Source organism: Compostimonas suwonensis, from assembly GCF_002797855.1.
GTDB lineage: Bacteria > Actinomycetota > Actinomycetes > Actinomycetales > Microbacteriaceae > Compostimonas > Compostimonas suwonensis.
The window spans coordinates 488,964-512,252 of sequence record NZ_PGFB01000004.1; the positions used below are offsets into that span (position 1 = coordinate 488,964).

The window sequence follows — 23,289 nt, forward strand, 5'->3', positions numbered from 1 at the left end:
CGGACACGAGGGCGCTCCGGGCGCCGCGGATCCGCGTCGGGGCGAGCGGAGTCGCCGGGTATCGTTGTACCGCGATTCGCCCCCGACGGCGGGCGGACAGGTGAGGGGCTTCGTGAGCATCCAGGAGACGACGGTGGGAACCGGCATCCGCTTCGCCTCGATCGATGCCGTCCGTCTGCTCGGCATCACCGCCGTCGTGGCCGCCCACGTCTGGACCCAGCCCCTGTCGCACGAGCTGTTCTACACCTGGCACGTTCCGCTCTTCTTCGTGCTCACCGGCTATCTGTGGAAGCCGGGGCGCACAGTGCTCGCCGAGACGAGGAAGAGGGCCTCGACGCTTCTCGTGCCCTACGCCACCTGGCTCGTGATCATCGGGACGGCCTTTCTGTGGGGGGCGTTCTCCTGGGCGACGGCGGGCCAGCTCCTGCTCGGCGGCGCCCACGTCGGCCGCCCCTTCTCGGCGTTCTGGTTCGTGACCGCCCTGTTCTTCGGCGCGGTCGTCATGCGCCTGCTCGAACGGACCCCCTGGTCCGTGCAGTGGGGCGTCGCGGGCGTCGCGCTCCTCGTCGCCTACCTGGCGCCGCAGGAGGTCGCGGCCGTGCCGCTCTCTGCGGGGGTCGGCGTCGCGAGCCTCGTCTTCATCCTCGCCGGCTCCGCCCTGCGGCGCCACCGGGATCGCATCGTGCGGCCGGCGACGACCGGGATCGTTCTCATCGCGCTGTCCGCCGTCGTCATCGCCACCGGGGTGTCCGCGCCGCTGGATCTGAAACCGGCCGACTTCGGCACTCCGCTGCTCAGCCCGCTGGTCGCCGTCGCCATCAGCACGGGGCTCGTCCTCGTCGCCGAGCGGCTCGTGCCGCTGTTCGGGCGCACGGCCGATCGCGCCATCATCCTGCTCGCCTCGTGCGGACTGCTCGTCGTGCTCACCCACCCGGTCGTGCTGTGGGTGCTGGGCACCCCGCCCACCGGGTCGAGGCTCGCCTTCATGCTCGCGCTCGGCATCCCCTTCGCGGTCGGCCTGCTGCTGCGCTTCACACCCCTGTCGTGGCTGACGACAGGGGTGCGCCGCATCCGGTGGTGGACGCGGCGCGTTGCACAGGTCTCCCGACCGGACTGACGCCACGGCTTCGTGTGTGCGGGTCACCACGAGCTCGCGCCGGGATTCCCGCGCGGTCCCCGGCCGCTCACGCCCGGGGACCCTCGCGATCAGTCGCGGGTGCTCGGCATCGCGCCCCGGAGGAAGGGCAACCGCCCTGCCAGCTCGGGGCTCCTGACATCGGGCGAGGGATGCGCCGCCTCGGCGGATCCGATCGATCCCAGTTCCTGCGGCGCGGCGGGAGCGCCGCAGGTGACCAGGTTGGCGACGGAGCTGTCGAGCACGGCCTCACCGCCGATGAGCCACAGCACGGGGCTGTGAACCTGCCGGGCGCTCTGCAACGCTCCCTGCGGCAGACACGACGCCGGCGAGAGGATGATCGGCGCGCGCAGCATGGCAGCCAGCGGAACCCCCGAGAGCCCGTCGGCGAAGCCGTAGCCGCTCGCGACGAGGGAGACTCCGGCGTTCGCCCAGTACGGCCCTCGGAAGGCGAACTCGATCACAAGACGGTTCGTCTCGAAGCGATCGGCGCCGCCCTTGCGGAACTTCTCGTCTGCGAATCGCCCGAGGTCGTTGTAGAGAGGTGCGCCGATCGACGCCGGCCCGCCGACCACGATCAGCTCGCCGATGTCGCTCGGCGACAGCAGGGCGGCGGTCGCGGAGTCGACCGTGCTCTGCCCGCCGTTGACCAGGAGTACGGGTGCGAGGCTCTCCGCGGCGGCTGCACCCGCGGACAGGGCGTCCGGGTAGTTCGAGCCGGCTGCGACGTAGAGCGTGGGGGGAAGCTGAGAGCCGAAGGCGTCCCGCACGACTGCCCTCGAGGTCGCGAAGCGATCGGCGCCGCTCACACGATCGATCCGAGGTGCGTACTGGCGCAGCTGCTGCGCGACACCGTCGGAGATCGAGGCCGTGCCTCCGACGACGACGATCCGCGCGGGGTCGAGGTAGTCGAGCTCCTGAGTGATGGTCGGGGGGATCGCGTCCCTCGTGACGAGCAGGAGCGGGCCGCCGAGGTGAGCCGCTGCCGGGCCGGCGCTCAACGCGTCGGGCCAGTTGGCTCCGCTCGCCACGTAGACGACGTCGACGCCCTTCTCGAAGCCGACCGCCGAGACGGCCGCGCTGGTCTGGAACCGATCGAGGCCCGCGATCCGGCCGGTGCTGAACGACCACTCGCCGAGCGCGCCGTTGATGCCGGGAGTCGTCGTCGCCGATGCCACCGGGACCGTCTGGATCTGCGTGTAGTCGGTCGTTCCCGGGTAGTAGCTGTCGGCGTATCGGGACGGGGTCCTCGCATCCGAGAACATCACGAGGTACTGACCGGGAGAGAGCTGACCCACCCGGTAGGCGCCGGAGGATCCGCCGTACGCCCCGCCCATCCACCAGTAACCGCCCGACACCTCGTCGAACAGGAAGGTGTCGACCCAGACGTTCGTGGCATCGGCCGGGCCGCCCGGCGAGCTGACGTTCCCGGAGATCGCGCCGCCCCGCGGCACCGAGATGTCGATCCCGGTCCTCGAAACGCCGCTCAGGTTCACGGTGGTGGCCCGAGCCTGGATCGCGGTGTCGCCGTACCAGGTCGTCGCCCACGTGTCGGCGCTGTCGAGCACCCGCACCTGCACGGTGTATGAGCCGGGGCTGAGAGCCGGGATCGTGTACGACGTTCCGGTCGTCTCGATGTGTCCCGCGATGGAGCCGTCCTCCGCCCAGGCGTCGACGCTCAAGGTCGGCGACGTGGTGATCGGACCCGCGAGCGCGACCGTTCCGCTGATCGAGAGCGTTCCCGCGGCCGCCGCGGGGCTCAGAGGGGCGACGACCATCGCGGCGAGGGTCGCGAGCACAACGCCCCATCCGGTCATACCGCGTGACATACGGCCTGTGCCCCGGGTCTTTCCGCGCATCCGGCAACTCCTCATCTCGATCGCTGTGCGCGACGACACTGCCGTCGATGCATTGGATACTGCAAGATAACCCATCAAACTTTCTTAGGGACGACGTGGAGCACGCGATCTCTCTCGAAAGGCCCGCCGACGAGCACCCCAGAAGTGGGGATCGCTTTCCCCTCGTGTCAGCACGCCGTCAGTCGAGCGGCCGCGTCGACGAGCCCGAGCGCGAGATTCCTCTCGAGACATCGACGACCCCTCTACCGCGCCTGAGGAGAGTACTGGAAGGAGGGAAGACCGAGGGTCCCAGGAGTCCCCGCGCCCGTCCGACCCGTGCCCGGCCAATCCTGATCTGCCTGATCGAGCTGGGCATCGAGGAGGCGCGCGGGGGTGTCGTCGCAGCGAGCGAGCTGCTCAACGGCTCGGTCGAGGACTGCCTCCCCGCCGATGACCTCATAGATCCTCATGTCGACCCGCCAGGCTGAGTCGAGTGCCGCCGAGGGGATGCAGGCTTTCTGCGACAGCAGCACGGGGCCGCGGTAGCGACCGGCAAGGGGGACAGCGGAGAGCGCGTCGGCGAAACCGAAGCCGCTCGCCACGATGGCGACGCCGGAATAACGCCACGTCTCGTGGCCGAAGCCCCAATCGATCACCTTCGCATTCGTATCGAAGCGATCGACTCCACCGATTCGATAGCTGTTGCCCAGAACCGAGAAGCGCTCCAGATCGGAACGCAACGCCGTCGTGAACACCGCCTCCCCACCGACGATGACGATGCGGCGGAACTCCGTCGGCCGGAGGAAGGCGTCGGTGGCCGCATCGACCGCCCTCGCCCCTCCGTCGACGAGGAGCACCGGCGAATCGCTCACGCCCGCGGCGGAGCCGGCGGAAAGGGCGTCCGGATAGTTCGATCCACTCGCAAGATAGATGTCCTTGCTGGGGATGGTCGTGCCGAAGGCGTCCGTGACGACCGCCCTCGACGTTCCGTATCGATCGGCGCCGCTGATGCGATCGACCTGACCGCCATCCCGCACGACCTCGCGCAGCGCCCCGACGACGTTCTCGGAGATCGCGTTCAGCCCGCCCACGACCACGATCCGCTTGGGGTTGAGCCGGTTGATCCCTTCGAGGGTCCCCACCGGCACCGTGTCGTGCGGCACGAGAAGGAGCGGCGCATCGAAGTGAGCCGCCGCAGGGCCGGCGCTGAGGGCATCCGGCCAGTTCTCGCCGCTCGCGACGTAAACGGTCTCGACGCCGGCATCGAAGTCGAAAGCGACTGCAGCGCTGGTCTCATAGCGGTTCGTGCCTGCGATCCGATTGGACGACGTCCACCACGGGGTCATGACGGTGTCGATGTCGGAGGCCGTCTCCCCTGCTGTCACAGGCACGAGGTCGGCCTCCTGAATGCCCACCACATCCGGATAGAAGCTCGCTGCCACTCGGGGAAACTGACCCCCCGAGAATCTCACGTAATACTCACCCGGCGGCAACTGCCCGATCGAGTAGTCACCCGATGCGGAGGGGCTGGCCGACCCCATCCACCAGTCTTCGTCGCCGGCCTCGTTATGCAGGAAGACGTTGACCTCGAGGCTCGTGTCCACGCCCAAACCGGAGGGCAGGCCGACATGCCCGGAGATGGCGCCCCCGCGAGCGGCGACGATGTCGACGCCGGTCGCTGATCCGGTCGAGAGCGTGACCGTGGTGCTCACGCTCTCGATCGGCGTGTTGCCGTACCAGGTCGACACGAAGGCGTGTGCGAAATCGAAGACTCGAGCGCGTACTCGATAACTCCCGGGCTCGAGGCCTCCGATCGAATAGTCCGCCCCCGAGAAGGATCCCGCCCATCCCCCATCGTCGGCGGCGTACACCTCGACATACGGGGTCCCTTCCCCGCCACCCTGCAGGCTCACCGTTCCGCTGATCGAGAGCGTGCCCGCCGCCCGCGCCGGAGCCGTCAGACCGACGGCGGCGAGGAGCGCGACGATCACGGCTGCGAGCGCGATCGTCAGCCGCGACATCCTGCCCGTGCGGGGTTCCATTCGAGACATCTGCTACCTCCGTTGCGACGAAACCGACAAAGCTGATCGAGCGGATGCCGGCGGCCCGGCGACCGTGTCATCCGAGCAGGTCTCCATGGTCGCGACCGACTCGTCGAGAACCGCCGGCCCGCCGATGAGCACGAGCTGCGTGGCGTGCGCCATCGTCGCCGCCTCGATCGCGCGGCACCGGTCATGAGAGCCGCGAGCACGACGGCGGCGAGGACGAAGCGGCGCGGATCCACCGAGATCCACCGAGATCCAATGCATACGTTTCCCCACTCGATCGTTTGAGCACGACGACATCCCGGAATGCATCGGATACCAACATGTTATCCAGGTTTTTTTCACAGAAGCATCTGACGCACCACCCCCGAACAGTGGCCACACGACCAGCTTCCTCCCGGCTCCGGGCGCGACCGACCGGGTAGAATCGCCGGGGCAAATCATTAGCAGGGAGTGAGCTCACACCACATGAAGATTCTCGTCACCGGCGGGGCCGGGTTCATCGGATCCAATTTCGTCCGCCGCACGCTCGAAGACGCGTACCCCGGGCTCGAAGGGGCCGAGGTCGTCGTGCTCGACGCACTGACCTACTCCGGCAACCTCGAGAACCTGGCGTCCGTGGCCGACTCCCCGCGCTACACCTTCGTCAAGGGCGACATCCGCGACGGCGCACTGCTCGACGAGCTCTTCCCGGGCGTCGACGCCGTCGTGCACTTCGCAGCAGAGTCGCACGTCGACCGCTCGGTGCGCGACGCGAGCATCTTCGTCGAGACCAACGTGCTCGGCACGCAGCAGCTGCTGGATGCCGCGCTCCGCAACGACCTCGCCCGCTTCGTGCACGTCTCCACCGACGAGGTCTACGGCTCCATCGCCGAGGGCTCCTGGGCCGAGGACCGCCCGCTCGAGCCGAACTCGCCGTACTCGGCGTCGAAGGCCGGCAGCGACCTGCTCGCGCGCAGCTACCACCGCACCCACGGCCTCAACGTCTCGATCACCCGCTGCTCGAACAACTACGGGCCCTACCACTTCCCCGAGAAGGTCATCCCCCTCTTCGTCACGAACCTCATCGACGACAAGCACGTTCCTCTTTATGGCGAGGGCAACAACATCCGCGACTGGCTGCACGTCGACGACCACACCCGCGGCATCGCCCTGGTGCTCGTGAACGGCCGCGCGGGCGAGATCTACAACATCGGCGGCGGCACCGAGCTCACCAACAAGGAGCTCACCCAGCTGCTGCTCGACGCGACCGGCAAGGACTGGTCGTACGTCGACCGGGTCGCCGACCGCCTCGGCCACGACCTGCGCTACAGCGTCGACATCTCCAAGATCCGCTCCGAGCTCGGCTACGAGCCGCTCGTCCCCTTCGAGCAGGGGCTCGCCGAGGTCGTGCAGTGGTACCGCGACAACCGCTCGTGGTGGGAGCCGCTCAAGGCTCGCGCCGCACTGAGTTGAGCCCGCGGATGACTCGTTACCTCATCACCGGGGCGAACGGCATGCTCGGCCGCGACCTCCAGGCCGCTCTCGAGGGCCGCGAGGTGACGGCGCTCTCGCGCGCCGACCTCGATGTCACCGATCTCGACGCCGTTCGCGCGGCCGTCGCCGGGCACGACGCCGTGATCAACGCCGCCGCCTACACGAAGGTCGACGACGCGGAGACCAACGAGGCCGACGCCTATGCGGTGAACGCGCTCGGCGCCCAGAACCTGGCGCTCGCCTCGGCGGAGGCCGGCGCGCGACTCGTGCAGGTGTCCACCGACTACGTCTTCGACGGCGCCGCGACCGAGCCGTACGACGAGGCCACCCCCCGTGATCCGATCTCGGCATACGGCCGCACGAAGGCCGAGGGGGAGCGTCTCGCGCTCGAAGCCCACCCCGAAGGAACCTTCATCGTGCGGACGGCGTGGCTGTACGGCGCGCACGGCCCCAACTTCGCGAAGACCATGCTGCGGCTCATCGCCGATCGCGAGACGGTGAGCGTGGTCGTCGACCAGGTCGGACAGCCGACCTGGACAGCCGACCTCGCGCAGCAGATCGTCGCCCTGCTCGACTCCGACGCCCCCGCCGGCGTCTACCACGGCACGAACGGCGGCCAGACGAGCTGGCTCGGCTTCACCCAGGAGATCTTCCGCCTGTCGGGAATCGACCCGGAGCGGGCCCTGCCGACCGACAGCTCCCAGTTCGTGCGTCCGGCCCCGCGGCCGTCGTACTCGGTGCTGGGGCACGGCGCCTGGAGCCGGGCCGGCCTCGAGCCCATGCGCGATTGGCGGCTGGCCCTCGCCGACGCGGAGAAACACGGCGCGCTCGCCCGATAGCACTCCGCCGGAAGAACGGCGAGGTGTGCGACGATGTGCATGCCGGGTGGACACCACCACCGAATCGATAGCCGAAGGAACGTCTCGTACAGATGAAGCTCGTATTGACGCTGATGGTCCGTGATGAGGCGGACATCATCGGCGTGATGATCCAGCATCATCTCGACCAGGGCGTCGACATGATCATCGCGACCGACAACGGCTCGGTCGACGGAACCCGGGAGATCCTCGAGGGTTACGCCGAGCGGGGTCTCGTCGACCTCCGTCACGACCCCGTCCATCGCAAACAGCAGGGCAGGGTCGTCACGCAGATGGCCCGGGATGCCGCAACCCTCCACTCCGCCGACTGGGTCATCAACGCCGACGCCGACGAGTTCTGGGTGCCCGTCGACGCGTCGAAGACCCTCAAGGAGGCGTTCTCGGGGATCGATCCGGCCATCCAGAGCTTCACCGTCGACGTCGTCGACATGACCGGTCCGCCGGCAAGCGAGGGCACCGGGCTGCAGAGACTCGTCTACCACGACCGCCGTTCCATCCCCGAGCTGAACGCCGTGGGCCTGCACGCCCCGTCGACCCACGACGCGGCCCACATCGGCGACCCCGAGATCGAGGTCGTGCAGGGCAATCACCTCGTGAGCCTGGCGAGCCTCGGACGCCCCGACCCGCAGAACGAGATCGAGGTCCTCCACTTCCCGTGGCGCTCGTGGAAGCAGTTCGCGACGAAGGTCGGCAACGCCGGCCGCGCCTACCTCGACTCCCCCGAGCTCACGCCCAGCCCCAACCACCACGGCATGCGGGACTACCGCCGCCTGGTCGAGGGAACACTCTACTTCTCGTATCTCGCGCGGCATCCGACCCCGGACGAGATCGAGGCGGGCGTGGCGGACGGCACGTTCGTCGAGGACCGCCGCATCGCCGTCGCCCACGACTCCCCCGTCGCCGACAGCCCCATCGACGCCGCCGCGAGCGCAGCCGATGTCGCAGCGGGGCGCACGATCGCCGGGCTCGACCGCGATCTCAAGGCCGCGCGCGAGACCGCGAGCCGGGTGGAGGCGCAGGCCGCGAGCCTGGGCGAGGAACTGGCCGCAGCGCGGGCCGACGTCGAGGAGAAGTCCCGCCTCGTCGGCGAACTGCACGCGCGACTGGCGCAGGAGCAGGCCCTCGTGCACAGTTTGCAGAGCCGCAAGGTGGTGCGCGCCGTCGACGGTGCGGCCCGGATCGTCGCGCGACCCCGGCGCGTCGTCGGCCGCATGCGTCGCGACATCCGCGAGAAGGCACTCGAACGCACCTGGCATCGGCAGCTCGTGCGCGCAGCACGCGGCGGCTACCGTCTGGAGACTTTGTACGGCCGCCCTGCCGGTGAAGCGATCCCGGTCGTCATGTGCTTGTGGAACCGGCGCCAGCGGTTCGCCGAGGTGCTGGCCGAGCTCGACGGGCAGACGACGGACGCGCCCATCCGGCTGATGCTCTGGAACAACAATCCGGCCGACGACCGCTTCTACCGAGACGCCATCGCGAGCTTCACGAGGGCGGGCGCCCTCGCGAGCATCGAGTACGTCTCGAGTCCCATGAACTACGGCGGGATAGCGCGATTCTTCCTCGCCCGTCACCTGCGCAGCACCGGTGTCGGCCACGCCGTCTTCCTCGACGACGACGAGGTGATCCCGGTGGACTTCATCGACGCCATGCGGGCGGCGGCCGCCGATCGCAGCATCGCCGGCTACTGGGCCTTCACGATCGTCGGCTCGTACTGGGAGCGGAAGCCGACACCCGACGGCGAGATCGCCGACTACGTCGGAACCGGCGGATGCATCCTCGACCTCTCGATCGCCGACGATCTCCGCTTCTTCACCGAGCTGCCCCGGCGTTACGCCTTCCTCGAAGACCTGTGGATGAGCTGGTACGCACGGCGCCTCGGCTGGTCGGTGAGGAAGGTCGACACCGACATCCACTTCGTCCTCGAGGAGACCAACCAGTTCCACACCCTCGTGACGCTCAAAGAAGAGTTCTACCGCTACCTTCAGGAGCGAGCCGTATGACCACTCTCCGCGTTGTCGTCGACCAGATCGTCGCGCCCGTTCCCGGCGGGATCGGGCGGTACGCCGCGGAGCTCACGCGCGAGCTCATCAACACCGCGCCCGACGGCTGCGACGTCGCGGGCATCGTCTCGGCCCAGCCCCAGGAGAACTACGAGGCGCTCACCCGCCAGCTGCCGGGTCTCGCGCGGTTCGAGAAGGCCCCGTTCGCGCGCCGGGAGCTCTCCCGCGCCTGGCAGTTCGGCCTGCCGGTCACCCCGGGCGGCGGCATGATCCACGCACCCAGCCTTCTCGCCCCGCTCCGCCGCCACGACCGTCTCAGCGACGGCGAGCAGGTCACCGTCACCGTGCACGACGTGGTTCCGTGGACACACCCCGAGACGATGACGCCGCAGAACGTCGGCTGGCACAAGGCCATGCTCAAGCGGGCCACGAAGTTCGCCGACGGCATCGTCGTGCCCACGCACGCCGTCGCCGACCAGCTCGCCCACCTGGCCGATTTCGGCGAGCGAGTACGGGTCATCGGCGGCGCCCCCGCGAGCACCCTCGTCGAGCCGTCGGATGCCGATGAGCGTGCGAAGGCTCTCGGCCTGCCGCAGGACTACATCCTCACGGTCGCGAGCCTCGAGCCCCGCAAGGGCCTCACCCCGCTCATCACCGCCCTGAGCCTGCCCGACGCCCCCGATCTGCCGCTCGTCGTCGTCGGTCCGCCCGCCTGGGGCGAGCTCACGGTCGCCCAGGTGGTCGACGAGCTCGGCCTCGATGCGAGCCGCGTCCTCGTGCTCGGCACGATCAGCGACGCCGACCTCGCCGTCGCGCTCAGCCGCGCGACGATGTTCGTCTTCCCCAGCCTCGCGGAGGGCTTCGGCCTGCCGATCGTCGAGGCGTTCCGCTTCGGGGTGCCCGTCATCCACTCGGATGACCCGGCCCTCGTCGAGGTCGGCGGCGAGGCCGGGCTCGTGGTCGAGCGCGACAAGCCGAAAGGCTACCCGGAGCGCCTCGCCCTCGCGATGTCGCAGCTCGCGGGCGACACGGCGCTCTCGGAGCGCCTCGGCGTCTTCGGCATCGACCGCGCCCGCGCGTTCAGCTGGCGCGACTCGGCCGAGCGCGTCTGGCAGCTCCACGCCGACATGTGAGCCGCCGCGAGTGCCACGGCGCCCACCCGCGCCCGCCCACCCGCCGACTTACGCCATATGGCCGTTGTCGACCTGCGATGTGCACCATTTGGCACAAGTCGCCCGGCGGGATGCCGCAAGTCGGCACGAATGCGCGACGCACGAATGCGCGACGCTGAGCAACTCCGCCCAGGAGCATGCCCCCGCTACTGCTGCGGCGCGGGCGGCTCGGTCGCCGGGGCGAGCGCCTGGGCGACCATCGCCTGGATGGCCGGGTAGTCGGGGTACTCGGGGTCGACGAGCGGGGGCACGAGCTCGATCTGGGTGATCGGCAGCTCCTTCGTCTTGAGCGCGAGATCGACGAAGTAGCCGAGCATGCTCTGCGGAACATCCGTCTTCACGACCTGCGAGCTCGCCGTGGCGATGCCCTGGAACTTGGAGAGCACGTTGGCGGGGTTGAACTGCTGTAGAACGGCCTCCTGCAGCACGCGCTGCCGCGCCATCCGGTCGTAATCGCTCGTGCCGTGACGTGACCGGGCGTACCAGATCGCGTGGTAGCCGTCCATGTGCTGCAGGCCGGGCTCGAACCATTCGGCGACGCCCTCGAGGTTCTCGTCACCGCCGAGCGGGACGCGCTCCGTGACGGTGATGTCGACGCCGCCGAGCGAGTCGATGAGGTCGGAGAAGCCCTGCATGTCGATGAGCACGTAGTACTGGATCGTGATGTTCAGGATGCCCTCCATGGCATCCCGCATCGCCTCGATGCCGGGCTCGCTGCCTTGCGCGACCGCGTCGGGGTACATCTCGGGGCTCTTGAGCTCCACCTCTGTGTAGATCGAGTTGAGCATGCAGACGTCGACCTCGCAGCCGTCGATCGAGCCGTAGCCCTCGGGGTAGACGGCAGCGAGCGGCGAGTCGGCCGGGAAGGGGTTGTCTTCGAGGTCGCGCGGCAGGCCGATGATCGTCGCGGCGCCCGTGGTCGCGTCGATGCTCACGACCGACATGCTGTCGGGCCGCAGGCCGTCGCGGTCGGGCCCGGCGTCGCCGCCGAGCAGCATGATGTTGTACCGGCCGTCGACGGGAGGCTCGGAGGGTCCGGCGACGAAGACGTCGCTGAGGAAGGTGCTCGTGGTCGTGGCGAGGTAGGCACCGTAGCCGGCGACCCCGGAGGTGACCACCATGAGCACGGTCGCGAGGCTCGCGATCCAGAACCGGGCGCGCGGCGCGGTCTTGATGATGCGCACGAGCCGGAGCGTGTCGAGGGTGAGCACGATCCAGAGCACCGCGTAGAAGAGGAGTAGGAGGGCGCCCACCCACAGGGTGATCGAGTTGGTCGCGGCCGTGTAGACGACCGTCGGCCAGAACAGGTACACGACGAGCGTCGCGACGACGAGGACCCAGAGGAGGAGGGTCATCCCGAGACCGAAACGGCCCATCCGGCGGCTTCCCGCGAGCACCTGCGCCGAGCCGGGGATCAGGAAGTTGAGTACGACGAGCCACCACCCCCGCCGGGTCATGACGTGAGCCGAGCGGGCGTCGGGGTAACGGATCGGGCTTGCGACTGTGCTCATAGTCGCGACTGGAGATCCCTGTTCTTCTGCTCGACGAGGGCCGAGAGACCCTCGGCGTAATCGGCGAGCCTGTCGGCGAGGGCGTCGTCCGCCGTGCCGAGGATCTTCGCGGCGAGCAGCGCCGCGTTCTTCGCTCCCCCGATCGAGACGGTCGCGACGGGCACGCCGGCGGGCATCTGCACGATCGAGAGGAGGCTGTCGAGGCCGTCGAGACGGGCGAGCGGAACCGGGACGCCGATGACCGGGAGGGTCGTGACGGCGGCGAGCATGCCCGGCAGGTGGGCAGCGCCGCCCGCCCCCGCGATGATGACCTTGAGGCCGCGCTCGCGTGCGCTCCTGCCGTAGGCGATCATCTTCTCGGGCGTGCGATGGGCGGACACGACCTCGACCTCGTGCGCGATGTCGAACTCGCGCAGAGTCTGGGAGGCGTCGCTCATGACGCTCCAGTCGGAGTCGGATCCCATAACGACGCCGACCAGCGGTTGGGGGGAAAAGGGCTGGTTAGGCATGCTGACCATGCTAAAGCTCAGCCCTGAAAGAATGCCTCCGCGGCACGCGCCTGATAGGCAACCTCGTCGAGATCGTTACCCGTCGCGGTCACGTGCCCCACCTTGCGGCCCGGCCTCGGCTCTTTCCCGTAGGCGTGCACCTTGACGGTCGGATGCGCCGCGAGCGCAGCAGGGTACCGGTCGGCGATCGAGCCGGTCTGCGGCCCGCCGAGGATGTTCACCATGACCGACCAGTCGTCGCGGGTTCCCGTCGCGCCGAGCGGCAGGTCGAGCACGGCGCGCAGGTGCTGCTCGAACTGGCTCGTCGTCGAGCCGTCGATCGTCCAGTGCCCACTGTTGTGCGGGCGCATGGCGAGCTCGTTGACGAGCAGGCGCTCATCAGTGGTCTGGAAGAGCTCGACGGCCATGACACCCGTCACACCGAGTCCTTCCGCGATCGCGGTCGCGATGTCGGCGGCCATGGTCGCGACGTTTCCGGCCGAGTCGCGGGCGGGCGCGAGCACCTCGGCACAGACCCCGCCACGCTGCACGGTCTCGACGACCGGCCACACGGCGAGCTCGCCCGAAGGCCGTCGGGCCACGAGCTGCGCGAGCTCGCGCTGGAACTCGACGAGCTCCTCGACGAGCAGAGCGCCCCCGTTGCCGTCCTCGGCGAGCGCGATGAACCAGTCGTCGGCCTCGTGCGCGGCCGTCACGACGCGCACGCCCTTGCCGTCGTAGCCGCCGCGCGCCGTCTTGACGACCGCACGGCCGCCGTGGGAGGCGAGGAAGGCGCCGAGCTCCTCGCTCGTCTCCACGCTCGCCCAGTCCGGCACCGGCAGGCCGAGCTCGCTCAGGCGCGCGCGCATGAGCAGTTTGTCCTGCGCGTACAGCAGCGCGTCAGGGCCCGGGTGCACGGGGATGCCGCGGGCCACGAGCTCGCGCAGGATCGCCTGCGGCACGTGCTCGTGGTCGAAGGTGACCACGTCGACCGTCTGGGCGAAGGCGAGCACGGTGTCGAGGTCGTGGTAGTCGCCGACGTCGTGCGCGGCGAGCTCCGCCGACATCCCGGGGGCCTCGGCGAGCACCTCGAGAGTGATGCCCAGGTTGACGGCGGGTGGGATCATCATCCGCGCGAGTTGTCCGCCGCCGAGAACTCCGATACGTGGTTGCACGCCTCCAGCCTAGCCACAGGGCGGAACGACGCCGATCGCGCGGTAACATTGCACACGCCCACGAGCCGGGGCGAATTCGCAAGCATACGGAGCCGACAACCACTGTGAAGCGCTTTTTCACCTCTGTCTATGAGCGGTTCATCCGGTATGCGCTCAAGTTCGGCGTCGTGGGCATCGTCGGCTACGCGGTCGACGTCGGGGTGTTCAACCTCCTGCGTCTCGGTGTGCTCGGCCATGGCCACTTCATCCAGGGGCCCATCGGCGCGACGTTCGTCTCCGTCGCCTGCTCGACGCTCGTCACCTGGTTCGGCAACCGATACTGGACGTTCCGCGAGCACCGGCGCAAGAACTACCTGCTGGAGCTCTTCGAGTTCACGGTCATCGCGATCGCCGGGCTCGGCATCGGCCTCCTCTGCCTGTACATCTCGCACTACGTTTTCGGCTTCACGTCCCTGCTGGCCGACAACATCTCGCGCAACGTCATCGGGCTGATGCTCGCGACCGCCTTCCGCTTCCTCCTGTATCGCTACTGGGTCTACGGGCACCACCGCAAAGACGGTCTCACCGCGATCAAGAACCGCGAGGCGGAGGCATCCGCCATGGCGATCTATGAAGACGACGCCTCCGCATCGGCAGATGTCGCCCGTCTTCCATAGCCGACCGTTCGGGGTCCTCTACGTTAACGGATGGAAAACTCCCAGACCGAGCATTGACAGCGGGCGTTAGACTGCCGAAAAACCTCGAGTCCCTCAGCACATAACCGGTTGGATGCATGACCACTGTTACCCCGAGCCGCTGGTCGGCACTTATCGGACAGATCCTGAAGTTCGGCGCCGTGGGCGCCGTCGGCCTGGTCATCGACGTCGTGATCTCCAACGTGCTCTGGCTGACCGTTCTCGCGCCGTCGGTCGTGCACGAGGGCCCGATCATCGCCAAGTTCATCTCGACCGTCGTCGCGATCTTCGCGAACTGGATCGGCAACCGGTACTGGACGTTCGCGAAAGACCGGCAGAAGAACACCATGCGCGAGGGCATCGAGTTCTTCGCGGTGAGCGTCGTCGGCATGGTCATCCCGCTCCTGTGCCTCTGGGTGACCCACTACCTGCTCGACTTCACCTCGATCTGGGCCGACAACGTCTCGTCCAACGTCATAGGCCTCGGGCTCGGCGCCGTCTTCCGCTTCGTGCTCTACCGCTACTGGGTGTACGCGCCGAACCGCAAGCACCGCACGCTGCGGCCGCCGGCCGAGGCTCTACCGCTCGCCCCAGATTCGGGTCTCGTCTGAGGGAGCCGACCGCTCCTGCTGCAGGTGCGTCGCGACGAGGTTGTGGTTGGCCTCCATCAGGTCGTTGATCGCCCGCAGCACGAGATCGGCGTTCGGCACGTCGCGCAGCACGATGGGCTGCTCGAGCCCGGCGTTGATGCGCACGTCTCCCGAACGGAAGGCGCTCTGCAGCCAGGTGCGGCGCACGCTCACGTCGTAGCCCCTGCTGTGCAGCAGCTCCTGCCGGGTGCGGATGAAGAAGCCGTGACGCAGGATGATGCGGCGCGTGGTGATCGTGTACCGGCGATTGAGCCAGAAGATCAGCGGCAGCAGCCAGAGCAGCACCACCACGAGGATCGCGCCGGTCAGTACGGCGAGGTTCTGCCAGCCCTCCGGGAGGCGCCCCCCGACGTAGCCCAGGATGCCGCACGCCGCGATGAGCACGAGAGACGGCCAGAAGAGCGCCCGCCCGTGCGACCGCAGCCGGGCGACCACGCGCTCGGGCGGCGGGCCGGCGGGCGGCATGCCGTCAGTCGTCGCGCCCGTCGTGTTGGTCATCCCTCATTAATACCCTGAGATGGGTCACATCCCCCGCGGCGACAGCCACAAGGGCCGCATTGCCGCCCGGCTCGATGACGATGCGCCCCTCCTGATCGATGAGCTCGGCGCGGCCCGTCACGACCGCGCCGGAGGGCAGCTCGACCCGCACCTGCTGACCCACGGTGTCGCAGTTGTCGTTGACCTCCTGCAGCACGCCGCTGTGAGAAGGGCTGCCGTCGGTTGCGACGAAGCGCTCGTAGAGACTCCTGAGCTCCCGCAGGTAGCCGGCGAGCAGCTCGTCCGCGGCGGGCTCGGGCACACCCTCGAGCAAGAAGGAGGTGGCCGTGTCGACCGGCCGGTCGTCGAGACCGAGCGTGAGGTTGACCCCGGCCCCGATCACGACGCCCGAGGCCTCCGGCAGGAGCTCCGAGAGGATGCCGCTGATCTTGCGCCCGTCGACGAGCACGTCGTTCGGCCACTTCAGCGTCACCGGCGCAGTGCGGCCCGACGGGGTGCCCGCGCGCGCGAACTCGGCGGCGACCGCGCGCTTCATCGCGAGCCCCGCCATGAGCGGGAACCAGCCGAACCTCTGCAGCGGCAGCCGCCCGCCCGCTGCGGTCACCGGCCGCAGCAGCAGCGAGATCGCGAGCGAGTCGCCCGGCGGCGCCGTCCAGCTGCGGCCGAGCCGGCCTCGGCCCTGCGTCTGGTTGTCGGTGACGAGCACCGAGAAATCGGGCCAGCTCGCGGCATCCGGGCCCGTCGCCCTCGCCACCAGCTCGTCGTTCGTCGAACCGGCCTCGGGCAGGATCTGCAACACGGACGCCTCGGCAGCACTTCTCGTCAAACGCATGCCTCCACTATCGCACCGGCCCCGCACCCGCTCGCCTCTCACCACTCCTCACACGCTCCTCACAACGACGGAGATTCCGCGCCAAACGGCCCCCAAACACCACAAACCGCCCCGTACGAGCACGATCTCCGTCGTTTTGAGTTCGGAGGGGGAACAAGGCGCGGGGGCAGAGTTGTAGGAATCCGTCAACGGTAGGGCGATAGTGCTGGACGGTAGAGTGAACCGCGTGACCGACGAACCCACGACCTCGCACGACCCGTTCACAACAGCGGGCAAGCTCGCCGATCTGAAGGACCGCTACCACGAAGCCGTGACGGCGAGCGGTCTGGCCGCGGTCGAGAAGCAGCACGCCAAAGGCAAGAAGACGGCGCGCGAGCGGATCGAGGAGCTGCTCGACCACGGCTCCTTCGTCGAGCTCGACGAGTTCGTGCGCCACCGCACCCACGCCTTCGGCATGGAGAAGAAGCGGCCCTACGGCGACGCCGTCGTCACCGGCACGGGCACCATCCACGGCCGCCAGGTCGCCGTCTACTCGCAGGACTTCACGATCTTCGGCGGCTCGCTCGGCGAGGTCGCCGGCGAGAAGATCATCAAGGTCATGCAGCTCGCCATCAGGACGGGCGTGCCCATCATCGGCATCCTCGACTCGGGCGGCGCGCGCATCCAGGAGGGCGTCGTCGCACTCGGCAAGTACGGCGAGATCTTCCGTCTCAACACGGCGGCCTCGGGCGTCATCCCGCAGATCTCGATCATCATGGGCCCGGCCGCCGGCGGCGCGGTCTACTCCCCCGCCCTCACCGACTTCGTCATCATGGTCGACAAGACGAGCCACATGTTCGTCACCGGCCCCGACGTCATCAAGACGGTCACGGGCGAGGATGTCGGCTTCGAGGAGCTCGGCGGGGCCCTCACCCACAACCAGGTCTCCGGCGTCTCGCACTACCTCGCGAGCGACGAGGACGACGCGCTCGACTACGCGCGCACTCTGCTCGGCTTCCTGCCCGACAACAACCTCGCCGAGCTGCCCGTCTTCGCGAGCGAGGTCGAGCTCGAGATCACCGACGCCGACCGTAAGCTCAACACCCTCATCCCGGACTCCCCGAACCAGCCGTACGACATGAGGATCGCGATCGAGAGCCTCGTCGACGACGGGGAGTTCCTCGAGGTGCAGCCCCTCTTCGCACCGAACATCGTGATCGGCTTCGCGCGTCTCGAAGGCCGCTCGATCGGCATCATCGCCAACCAGCCGAACGCCATGGCCGGAACGCTCAACATCGACGCGGGCGAGAAGGCCTCGCGTTTCGTGCGGTTCTGCGACGCCTTCTCGATCCCCATCCTCACCCTCGTCGACGTGCCGGGCTACCTGCCGGGAACCGACCAGGAGTGGACGGGCGTCATCCGCCGCGGGGCCAAGCTGCTCTACGCCTACGCCGAGGCGACCGTGCCTCTCGTGACGATCATCCTGCGCAAGGCGTACGGCGGGGCCTACATCGTCATGGGGTCGAAGCAGCTCGGCGCCGACATCAACCTGGCCTGGCCGACCGCCGAGATCGCCGTGATGGGCGGCCAGGGCGCCGTCAACATCCTCTACCGCAACGAGATCAAGGCCGCGGAGGCCGCAGGCGAGGATGTCGCGGCCGTTCGCACCCGCCTGGCGAACGAGTACACCTACAACGTCGCCAGCCCCTTCCTCGCCGCGGAACGGGGCGAGCTGGACGGCGTCATCGAGCCGGCCGCCACGCGCGTCGCCGTCATCAAGGCGCTGCGAGCGCTCAAGACGAAGCGCGCCTCGCTGCCGCCCAAGAAGCACGGCAACATCCCGCTCTAGCGGGAGCACGGCAGACCCCGAGCACGGGCTCCGACAACAGACCCCCGAGGTACACGGAAGTGGATGGAACGATGGACGGCACCGATCTCAGCGAGCTGCGTGTGATCAGCCGCGGCGTGACGGCCGACGAGCTCGCCGCTGTGACGGCCGTGCTCGGCGCGGCGATCGAGGAGGAGGCAGCGCGGTCGCCTCGGCGTGCGGCCGCCCCGAGCGCGTGGTCGCGCAGTCAGCGGGCCATCCGCACCACGATCGTGGCCGGCGAGGGACGCTGGCGAGGCTTCTCGGCCTGAACCGGCGTGCGACCCCAAAATCCCAGGCTGACAACTGATTCCGAAGCTCGCACGGTGCAATTCCATGGTTTTGAGGCATCCTCACGGACCTTCTGTGCAGAGAGACGAAAATGTACCCCTTTTTTGCGGGTTTTTTTCTTCCCAAAACCTCGACTTCCCCGGAAACAGGCGGAAGTTCCTCGGAAAGTGTCCCCCTGTGTCCTCTCAAATGATGACTAGTGTCCCCACGCCGGGTGCTGCAATATATATAGTGCTAGGTGTGTCTCTCTTAGAAGAGTTACACCGCCAATCATTCGCCGACTAGGGTAAGCAGGCGAATGTTTTGGGGGCGAGTCAGGGTGATATTCGGGTTGTCGCCCTGACTCGGGGTTTTCGATAGAGGGCCGGCTCACGCCGGCCCTCTATTTCGTTGAGGCGAGCGCCCGGGTTCCGCTCCCCCTCCCGACAACTGCTTCCGCGACTCATTCGTCGCCACGCCGGCGCACGCCGTCACCGCGGATCAGCGCGGGATCTCCAGCCAGAGGTCGACCTCGTCCTCCGAGTCGTCCTGGCCCAGCGCGCTCGCGTTGCCCTCGTCGACCGTGCTGAGCCCCACCACGGTGATCGCGACGGGCGAGTCGCCCTGAACCGTGCGCGCGATGATCTTCTCGGTCTGCGTGTCGTGGATGGCATGGGCGAGTCGGCCGAGCACCCGGTCGCGCTGTTCGCCCTCGAGCTCGTCGAGACCGCCCTCGTCGAGCAGGGTCACGACGGTGCCCCGGCGTCGGGCGGCCATGATCTCCCGCCGCACGTCGTCGTTGAGCAGCGATCGGCCTCGGATCTCGTCGCGGATCGCCGCCTCGAGATACCGGCACTCCTGCCGTTCGGCCTCGCTCAGGTTGCCGCCGCTGAGGGCGATGCGGCGCAGCATGGGCGCGGCCATCCGATCGGTCTGCTCGAGCCGCCACTGCCGTTCGTTGACGTGGGCCTCCTGCGCCGCCTGCCACTCGGCGGCCTCCCGCTCGGCGAGCGCGAACTGCCGGGTGTCGCGAGCGGCCTTGGCGAGCGCCCGTGTGAGCACGTGCGCCGTGCCGACCCAGACCGCCGAGCCCAGGACGCCGATCGAGACGAGCGCGAGCGGGCCGGCCCAGACCCAGGTCTGCACAGAGAGCAGCACGATCCCCGCCCAGGCGAACGACTGGCGGCGGCGGATCGCCGTGATGGTCATGAGCGTGCCGACCGCGGCGACCTCCCAAGTCGCATAGCCGTCGGTCACCGAGCTGTCGAGCTGGCTCGTCACGAGCAGCGGCAGCGCGACGGCGACCGCGACGTTGAAGGCGGCGAGCCAGAGCGACATCCGCAGCGGGCTGCTCGGCCACAGGCTCAGCGTGGTGGCGACCGCGTAGACGACCATCGCCACGAGCGCCGGATACGGCGAATCGGGCGTCTGGATCGAGTAGAGGCCGAGAACGATGTGGTACGCGGAGAAGAGCGCCCCGAGTCCGAGGATGAGCGCGCGGGGAACGGCGATCATTCGGCGATCGTCCCCGAGTCGCCGCCGAGGCCGAGCGGCGGCAGCTCGGCGGCCGCCAGGCGGCTCGCGTTCGTGATCGCCAGAGGGTCGGGCCAGCTCATCGTGACGACCGTGCCCCGGCCGGGCGCCGACTCGACCACGACGAGACCGCCCGTGTTCGCGACCCGCTCCTGGATCGACACCCTCAGCCCCAGCCGTCCGGACGGCACACGATCGGGGTCGAAGCCCGCGCCGTCGTCGGCGACCCGCACCAGGAGGCCCGCGCCGCCCCCGTCCCGTGCCACATGAACCGTGCGCCGGATGTCGCGGCCCTCCACGCCCGCGTGCTGGATGCTGTTCACCATGGCCTGCACCGCCGCCGAGTAGATCGCGTCCGCGGCCGTGAGCGGCATGGTGGCACGCGAGAGCGTCTCCATCGTGACCTCGAACGGCGTCGCGAGCGAGGAGGCCGTGGCCTGGAGCCTGCGGCCGATGAGATCGACGCGCACGGTCTCGTCGGTGTCGCCCGCGCCGCGGTCGTCGGCGGCGCTCAGGTGCGCCATCGCGTCGGACGCCATCTGCGCGGCGAGAGCGCGGGCCTCGGGGGTGCGGGCGCTCGCGGCCGAGAGGAAGGTCGTGAGCACGCTGTCGTGCACGATCGAGTCGACCTGCACGCGCTCGAGCTCCGTGGCGTGCTGGCGCACCGCGATCGTGTAGCGGTCGAGAGCGGTGCCCTGGGCGTCGTCGACGGCCGCGGCGGCCTGCCTGAGCATCGTCGCGATGACGAGGGCGGTGCCGCCCAGGATCATGGCGTACGCGGCATCCAGCGTCGCCAGGAGCGGGTCGACGCCCCCGCCGGCCGGCAGCAGGCGCAGCACCCCGTAGGCCGCGGGCGTCACGAAGGTGTAGACGGCCGCCCAGGTGACGGGGAAGGCGATGACGGCGCACGCCGTGGCGACCGTGCACAGGTACCAGAGCCAGGGCTTCGACTCGGCCGCGACGGTCGGATCGGCCACGACGAGCGGCCAGCAGATGATCGCGAGCAGGTAGGCGATCGCGACGTAGCCGTTCGCGACCTTCACGCCGGCTCGCAGCAGGCTCGCGAGGCCGGCGATCAGCAGGCCGCCGAAGATGGCGATGTTCAAGACCGCGGCCCACGGCTCGCGCAGGCTGGGGAGCTGGCTCACCATCGCGGTGAGGGTCAGCGCTCCGTAGCCGACGCCGAAGATTCCGACGGAGAGGGAGAGCGCGGTCTCGATCTGCGCCCTGCTGATGGGGTTGCGGGGCCGCCGTACCTCGGAGGGCGCGCTAGGGCCGGCCATTGGCCTGGTCGTGGTCGAGACCAGGCAGGATGCCGTCCTCCACGGCACGACGCAGCAGGTCGACCTTCGTCGGCGCCGGGCGGCCGACCTCGACGTACTTCACGCGGATCCGGTCGAGGTACTCGCGGGCTGTCGAATGGGCGATGCCGAGCTGACCGGCCACGAGCTTGAGCGGGAGCCCGGAGGCGTAGAGGTGGAGCACGTCGCGTTCGCGCCGGCCCAGCTGCGCCTTGGCGAACTCGCGGTCGGCGTCGATCGCGGTCGCCCATTCGAGGTTGTTGAGCACGTCGCCGCGTGCGACCGTGGCGATGGCGGCCATGACGGTCGTCGTGGGCGACGACTTCGGGATGACCCCGGCGGCCCCCGCGGCGAGCGCCTCGCGCACGCTCGCGACCCGGTCGGCGATGCTGTGCACGAGCACGGCGGCTCCGGTGTCGAGCGCGGCCTTGACGTTGTCGGTGACGCTCGAGCCGTCGCCGAGCGAGAGATCGAGGACGATCACGTCGATCGTGCGCCCGGCGAGCGCGCTCACGAGCTCCGCCGCCGTCGATGCGGTGGTCACGACCTCGTAGCCCGCGTCGACGCACGCAGCGGTGAGTCCCAGTCGCACCGACTCGTGATCGTCGACGATCGCGACGGTGACACCGGTGGCTTCGGCCTTCTCGCTCATTGGCCTCCTTCTCCACTGCCCATGCTAGCGAGCGGCGGGCTCCCGAGTCAGCAGTGCCACGGCCTCGACGTGGTGAGTGTTGGGGAAGAGGTCGAAGGCGCGCAGCGACGCGACCGTGTAGCCGTAGGGCGCGAAGAGAGCGACGTCGCGGGCGAGTGCGACCGGGTCGCAGGCGACGTACACGAGCTGGGCGGGCGCGAGACGCCCGAGCGAGGCCACGACGGCCTTGCCCGCGCCCGAGCGCGGCGGATCGAGGATCACGGTCGCCGCCCGCAGGCGATTGCGGTCGCCGGCCGTCGCGGTGCGCTCGAGCTGCTGCAGGTAGCGGTCGACCCGCGCCGTGACGGCCTGGGCGCCCAGCCAGTCGGCCAGGTTCTCGGAGGCGTCGTCGGTGGCCCTCGCGTCGCTCTCCACCGAGGTCATCCGCACGCCGTCGCCGAAGCGGTCGCCGAGCGCGGCCGCGAGCAGCCCCACTCCCCCGTACAGGTCGAGGTTGGCGGCCGCGGCGTCGAAGAGCGACTCGTCGACCGCCGACTGCACGGCATCCGTGAGGGTGGATGCCGCGAGCCGGTGCACCTGCCAGAACCCGCGTGCGTCGAGGCGGAAGCCGCGGCCGCCCACGGTCTCGACGATGGGGCGCCGTTCCTGCGCGCGCTGCGACGTGGGCCGAGCGGCGTCGTTCACGAGCACGTGCACGGAGCCGTCGGCCGGCCCGACGACGTCGACGGACTCCGCTCCGGCGAAACGCTGCCCGAGCGGGGCGGCCTCGGCGACCGCGTCGCCGGCGAGGGGCAGCTCCTCGACGGGGATGACCCGGTGCGAGCGCGCCGCATACGGCCCCAGCTCGCCGTCGTCGGAGACGTGGAGCTTCACGCGGGTGCGCCAGCCGGTGCCCTCGCGCTGCTCGTCGTCGCCGAGCGCCTCGACGGTGACGTCGGTCTCGACGCCCGCCATCCGCGAGAAGGCGTCGGCGAGCACCTGCCGTTTGAGCTCGCGCTGGTGCGCAAGGGCGATGTGCCCGAACTCGGCGCCGCCCGCGCGCAGCTCAGGCGCCCTCTCGATCGAAGCGGCCGGCCAGACGTGCGGCCGGCGGTGGGCCGAGGGCTCGAGCACGCTGAGCGTCTCGGCCCGCCAGAAGCTCGTGTGCGAGTCATCCGTGATGCTCACGAGCACCCGCTCGCCGGGAACGGTGTCGCTCACGAAGACGACCCTGCCCTCGTGACGGGCGACGAAGACGCCGCCGTGGGCTACGTTGGTAATCTCGAGCTCGACGGGGGCGGCGGGCGCTTCGTGTGTCTCAGCCATCCATCGAGCA

The 23,289-nt window shown here is 69.3% G+C and carries 21 protein-coding genes; 9 read left to right on the plus strand and 12 right to left on the minus strand.

The genetic code is table 11. The features are described from left to right. Window positions 1-112: 112 nt before the first annotated feature. Complete coding sequence (locus CLV54_RS13325) at window positions 113-1,117, plus strand: acyltransferase family protein (RefSeq protein WP_157802968.1); 1,005 nt, start codon at window positions 113-115, stop codon at window positions 1,115-1,117. An 89-nt stretch (window positions 1,118-1,206) separates the two neighbouring features. Here the strand turns inward: CLV54_RS13325 and CLV54_RS13330 are convergent, their stop codons facing one another. From CLV54_RS13330 to CLV54_RS17565, 3 genes are all read right to left on the minus strand, one after another. Beyond that, complete coding sequence (locus CLV54_RS13330) at window positions 1,207-2,994, minus strand: cell wall-binding repeat-containing protein (RefSeq protein ID WP_170061999.1); 1,788 nt, start codon at window positions 2,992-2,994, stop codon at window positions 1,207-1,209. A gap of 242 nt (window positions 2,995-3,236) precedes the next feature. Continuing rightward, the gene (locus CLV54_RS13335; protein ID WP_100345451.1) at window positions 3,237-5,024 is read right to left on the minus strand and encodes a cell wall-binding repeat-containing protein; all 1,788 of its coding nucleotides are present in this window, start codon (window positions 5,022-5,024) and stop codon (window positions 3,237-3,239) included. Between the two features lie 3 nt (window positions 5,025-5,027). Then, on the minus strand, window positions 5,028-5,177 hold the full coding sequence (locus CLV54_RS17565) for a hypothetical protein (protein ID WP_157802970.1): 150 nt from the start codon (window positions 5,175-5,177) through the stop codon (window positions 5,028-5,030). A gap of 309 nt (window positions 5,178-5,486) precedes the next feature. Here CLV54_RS17565 and rfbB point away from each other — a divergent pair, with 309 nt between their 5' ends. The 4 genes from rfbB to CLV54_RS13355 all read left to right on the plus strand — a co-directional run bounded on the left by rfbB (window position 5,487) and on the right by CLV54_RS13355 (window position 10,505). Then, window positions 5,487-6,473, plus strand: coding sequence for a dTDP-glucose 4,6-dehydratase (gene rfbB / locus CLV54_RS13340; RefSeq protein ID WP_100345452.1), 987 nt, complete (start codon window positions 5,487-5,489; stop codon window positions 6,471-6,473). A gap of 8 nt (window positions 6,474-6,481) precedes the next feature. Beyond that, complete coding sequence (gene rfbD / locus CLV54_RS13345) at window positions 6,482-7,333, plus strand: dTDP-4-dehydrorhamnose reductase (RefSeq protein ID WP_100345453.1); 852 nt, start codon at window positions 6,482-6,484, stop codon at window positions 7,331-7,333. A 92-nt stretch (window positions 7,334-7,425) separates the two neighbouring features. Then, complete coding sequence (locus tag CLV54_RS13350) at window positions 7,426-9,372, plus strand: glycosyltransferase family 2 protein (RefSeq protein WP_245861714.1); 1,947 nt, start codon at window positions 7,426-7,428, stop codon at window positions 9,370-9,372. Next, window positions 9,369-10,505 carry a glycosyltransferase family 4 protein gene (locus CLV54_RS13355; RefSeq protein WP_100345454.1) on the plus strand — a complete coding sequence of 379 codons (1,137 nt, stop codon included), beginning with the start codon at window positions 9,369-9,371 and terminating at the stop codon, window positions 10,503-10,505. The genes CLV54_RS13350 and CLV54_RS13355 overlap by 4 nt, the downstream gene beginning before the upstream one ends. A 185-nt stretch (window positions 10,506-10,690) precedes the next feature. Here the strand turns inward: CLV54_RS13355 and CLV54_RS13360 are convergent, their stop codons facing one another. From CLV54_RS13360 to CLV54_RS13370, 3 genes are read right to left on the minus strand one after another with little or no spacing between them, the layout of a single operon-like run. Next, on the minus strand, window positions 10,691-12,055 hold the full coding sequence (locus CLV54_RS13360; protein WP_245861716.1) for an LCP family protein: 1,365 nt from the start codon (window positions 12,053-12,055) through the stop codon (window positions 10,691-10,693). Beyond that, entirely contained in the window at window positions 12,052-12,564 is a 513-nt protein-coding gene (gene purE / locus CLV54_RS13365; protein ID WP_100345539.1) for a 5-(carboxyamino)imidazole ribonucleotide mutase, read from the minus strand. The genes CLV54_RS13360 and purE overlap by 4 nt, the downstream gene beginning before the upstream one ends. A 17-nt stretch (window positions 12,565-12,581) precedes the next feature. Beyond that, the gene (locus CLV54_RS13370; RefSeq protein ID WP_100345455.1) at window positions 12,582-13,718 is read right to left on the minus strand and encodes a 5-(carboxyamino)imidazole ribonucleotide synthase; all 1,137 of its coding nucleotides are present in this window, start codon (window positions 13,716-13,718) and stop codon (window positions 12,582-12,584) included. 104 nt (window positions 13,719-13,822) lie between these two features. On the opposite strand from CLV54_RS13370, the gene CLV54_RS13375 reads away from it, so the two are divergent. Further along, on the plus strand, window positions 13,823-14,374 hold the full coding sequence (locus CLV54_RS13375; protein WP_100345456.1) for a GtrA family protein: 552 nt from the start codon (window positions 13,823-13,825) through the stop codon (window positions 14,372-14,374). 116 nt (window positions 14,375-14,490) lie between these two features. Further along, complete coding sequence (locus CLV54_RS13380; protein WP_100345457.1) at window positions 14,491-15,003, plus strand: GtrA family protein; 513 nt, start codon at window positions 14,491-14,493, stop codon at window positions 15,001-15,003. Here the strand turns inward: CLV54_RS13380 and CLV54_RS13385 are convergent. Further along, window positions 14,971-15,540, minus strand: a complete 570-nt coding sequence (locus CLV54_RS13385) for a PH domain-containing protein (RefSeq protein WP_245861717.1) — start codon at window positions 15,538-15,540, stop codon at window positions 14,971-14,973. The genes CLV54_RS13380 and CLV54_RS13385 overlap by 33 nt on opposite strands. Continuing rightward, the gene (locus tag CLV54_RS13390) at window positions 15,512-16,372 is read right to left on the minus strand and encodes a biotin--[acetyl-CoA-carboxylase] ligase (protein WP_100345458.1); all 861 of its coding nucleotides are present in this window, start codon (window positions 16,370-16,372) and stop codon (window positions 15,512-15,514) included. The genes CLV54_RS13385 and CLV54_RS13390 overlap by 29 nt, the downstream gene beginning before the upstream one ends. Before the next feature lie 217 nt (window positions 16,373-16,589). On the opposite strand from CLV54_RS13390, the gene CLV54_RS13395 reads away from it, so the two are divergent. Both CLV54_RS13395 and CLV54_RS13400 read left to right on the plus strand, forming a co-directional pair. Further along, on the plus strand, window positions 16,590-18,200 hold the full coding sequence (locus CLV54_RS13395) for an acyl-CoA carboxylase subunit beta (protein ID WP_100345459.1): 1,611 nt from the start codon (window positions 16,590-16,592) through the stop codon (window positions 18,198-18,200). Window positions 18,201-18,271: 71 nt separating this feature from the next. Continuing rightward, entirely contained in the window at window positions 18,272-18,490 is a 219-nt protein-coding gene (locus CLV54_RS13400; RefSeq protein ID WP_100345460.1) for an acyl-CoA carboxylase subunit epsilon, read from the plus strand. Window positions 18,491-18,989: 499 nt separating this feature from the next. Here the strand turns inward: CLV54_RS13400 and CLV54_RS13405 are convergent, their stop codons facing one another. Genes CLV54_RS13405 through CLV54_RS13420 form a run of 4 tightly spaced genes read right to left on the minus strand, consistent with a single transcriptional unit; the run spans window position 18,990 to window position 23,279 of the window. Further along, window positions 18,990-20,003, minus strand: a complete 1,014-nt coding sequence (locus CLV54_RS13405; protein ID WP_100345461.1) for a hypothetical protein — start codon at window positions 20,001-20,003, stop codon at window positions 18,990-18,992. Beyond that, window positions 20,000-21,304: a sensor histidine kinase gene (locus CLV54_RS13410; RefSeq protein ID WP_157802971.1), complete on the minus strand. Its 1,305-nt coding sequence runs from the start codon at window positions 21,302-21,304 to the stop codon at window positions 20,000-20,002. The genes CLV54_RS13405 and CLV54_RS13410 overlap by 4 nt, the downstream gene beginning before the upstream one ends. After that, on the minus strand, window positions 21,291-21,974 hold the full coding sequence (locus tag CLV54_RS13415) for a response regulator transcription factor (RefSeq protein ID WP_100345462.1): 684 nt from the start codon (window positions 21,972-21,974) through the stop codon (window positions 21,291-21,293). The genes CLV54_RS13410 and CLV54_RS13415 overlap by 14 nt, the downstream gene beginning before the upstream one ends. Before the next feature lie 24 nt (window positions 21,975-21,998). After that, window positions 21,999-23,279: a class I SAM-dependent RNA methyltransferase gene (locus CLV54_RS13420; protein ID WP_100345463.1), complete on the minus strand. Its 1,281-nt coding sequence runs from the start codon at window positions 23,277-23,279 to the stop codon at window positions 21,999-22,001. Window positions 23,280-23,289: the final 10 nt, after the last annotated feature.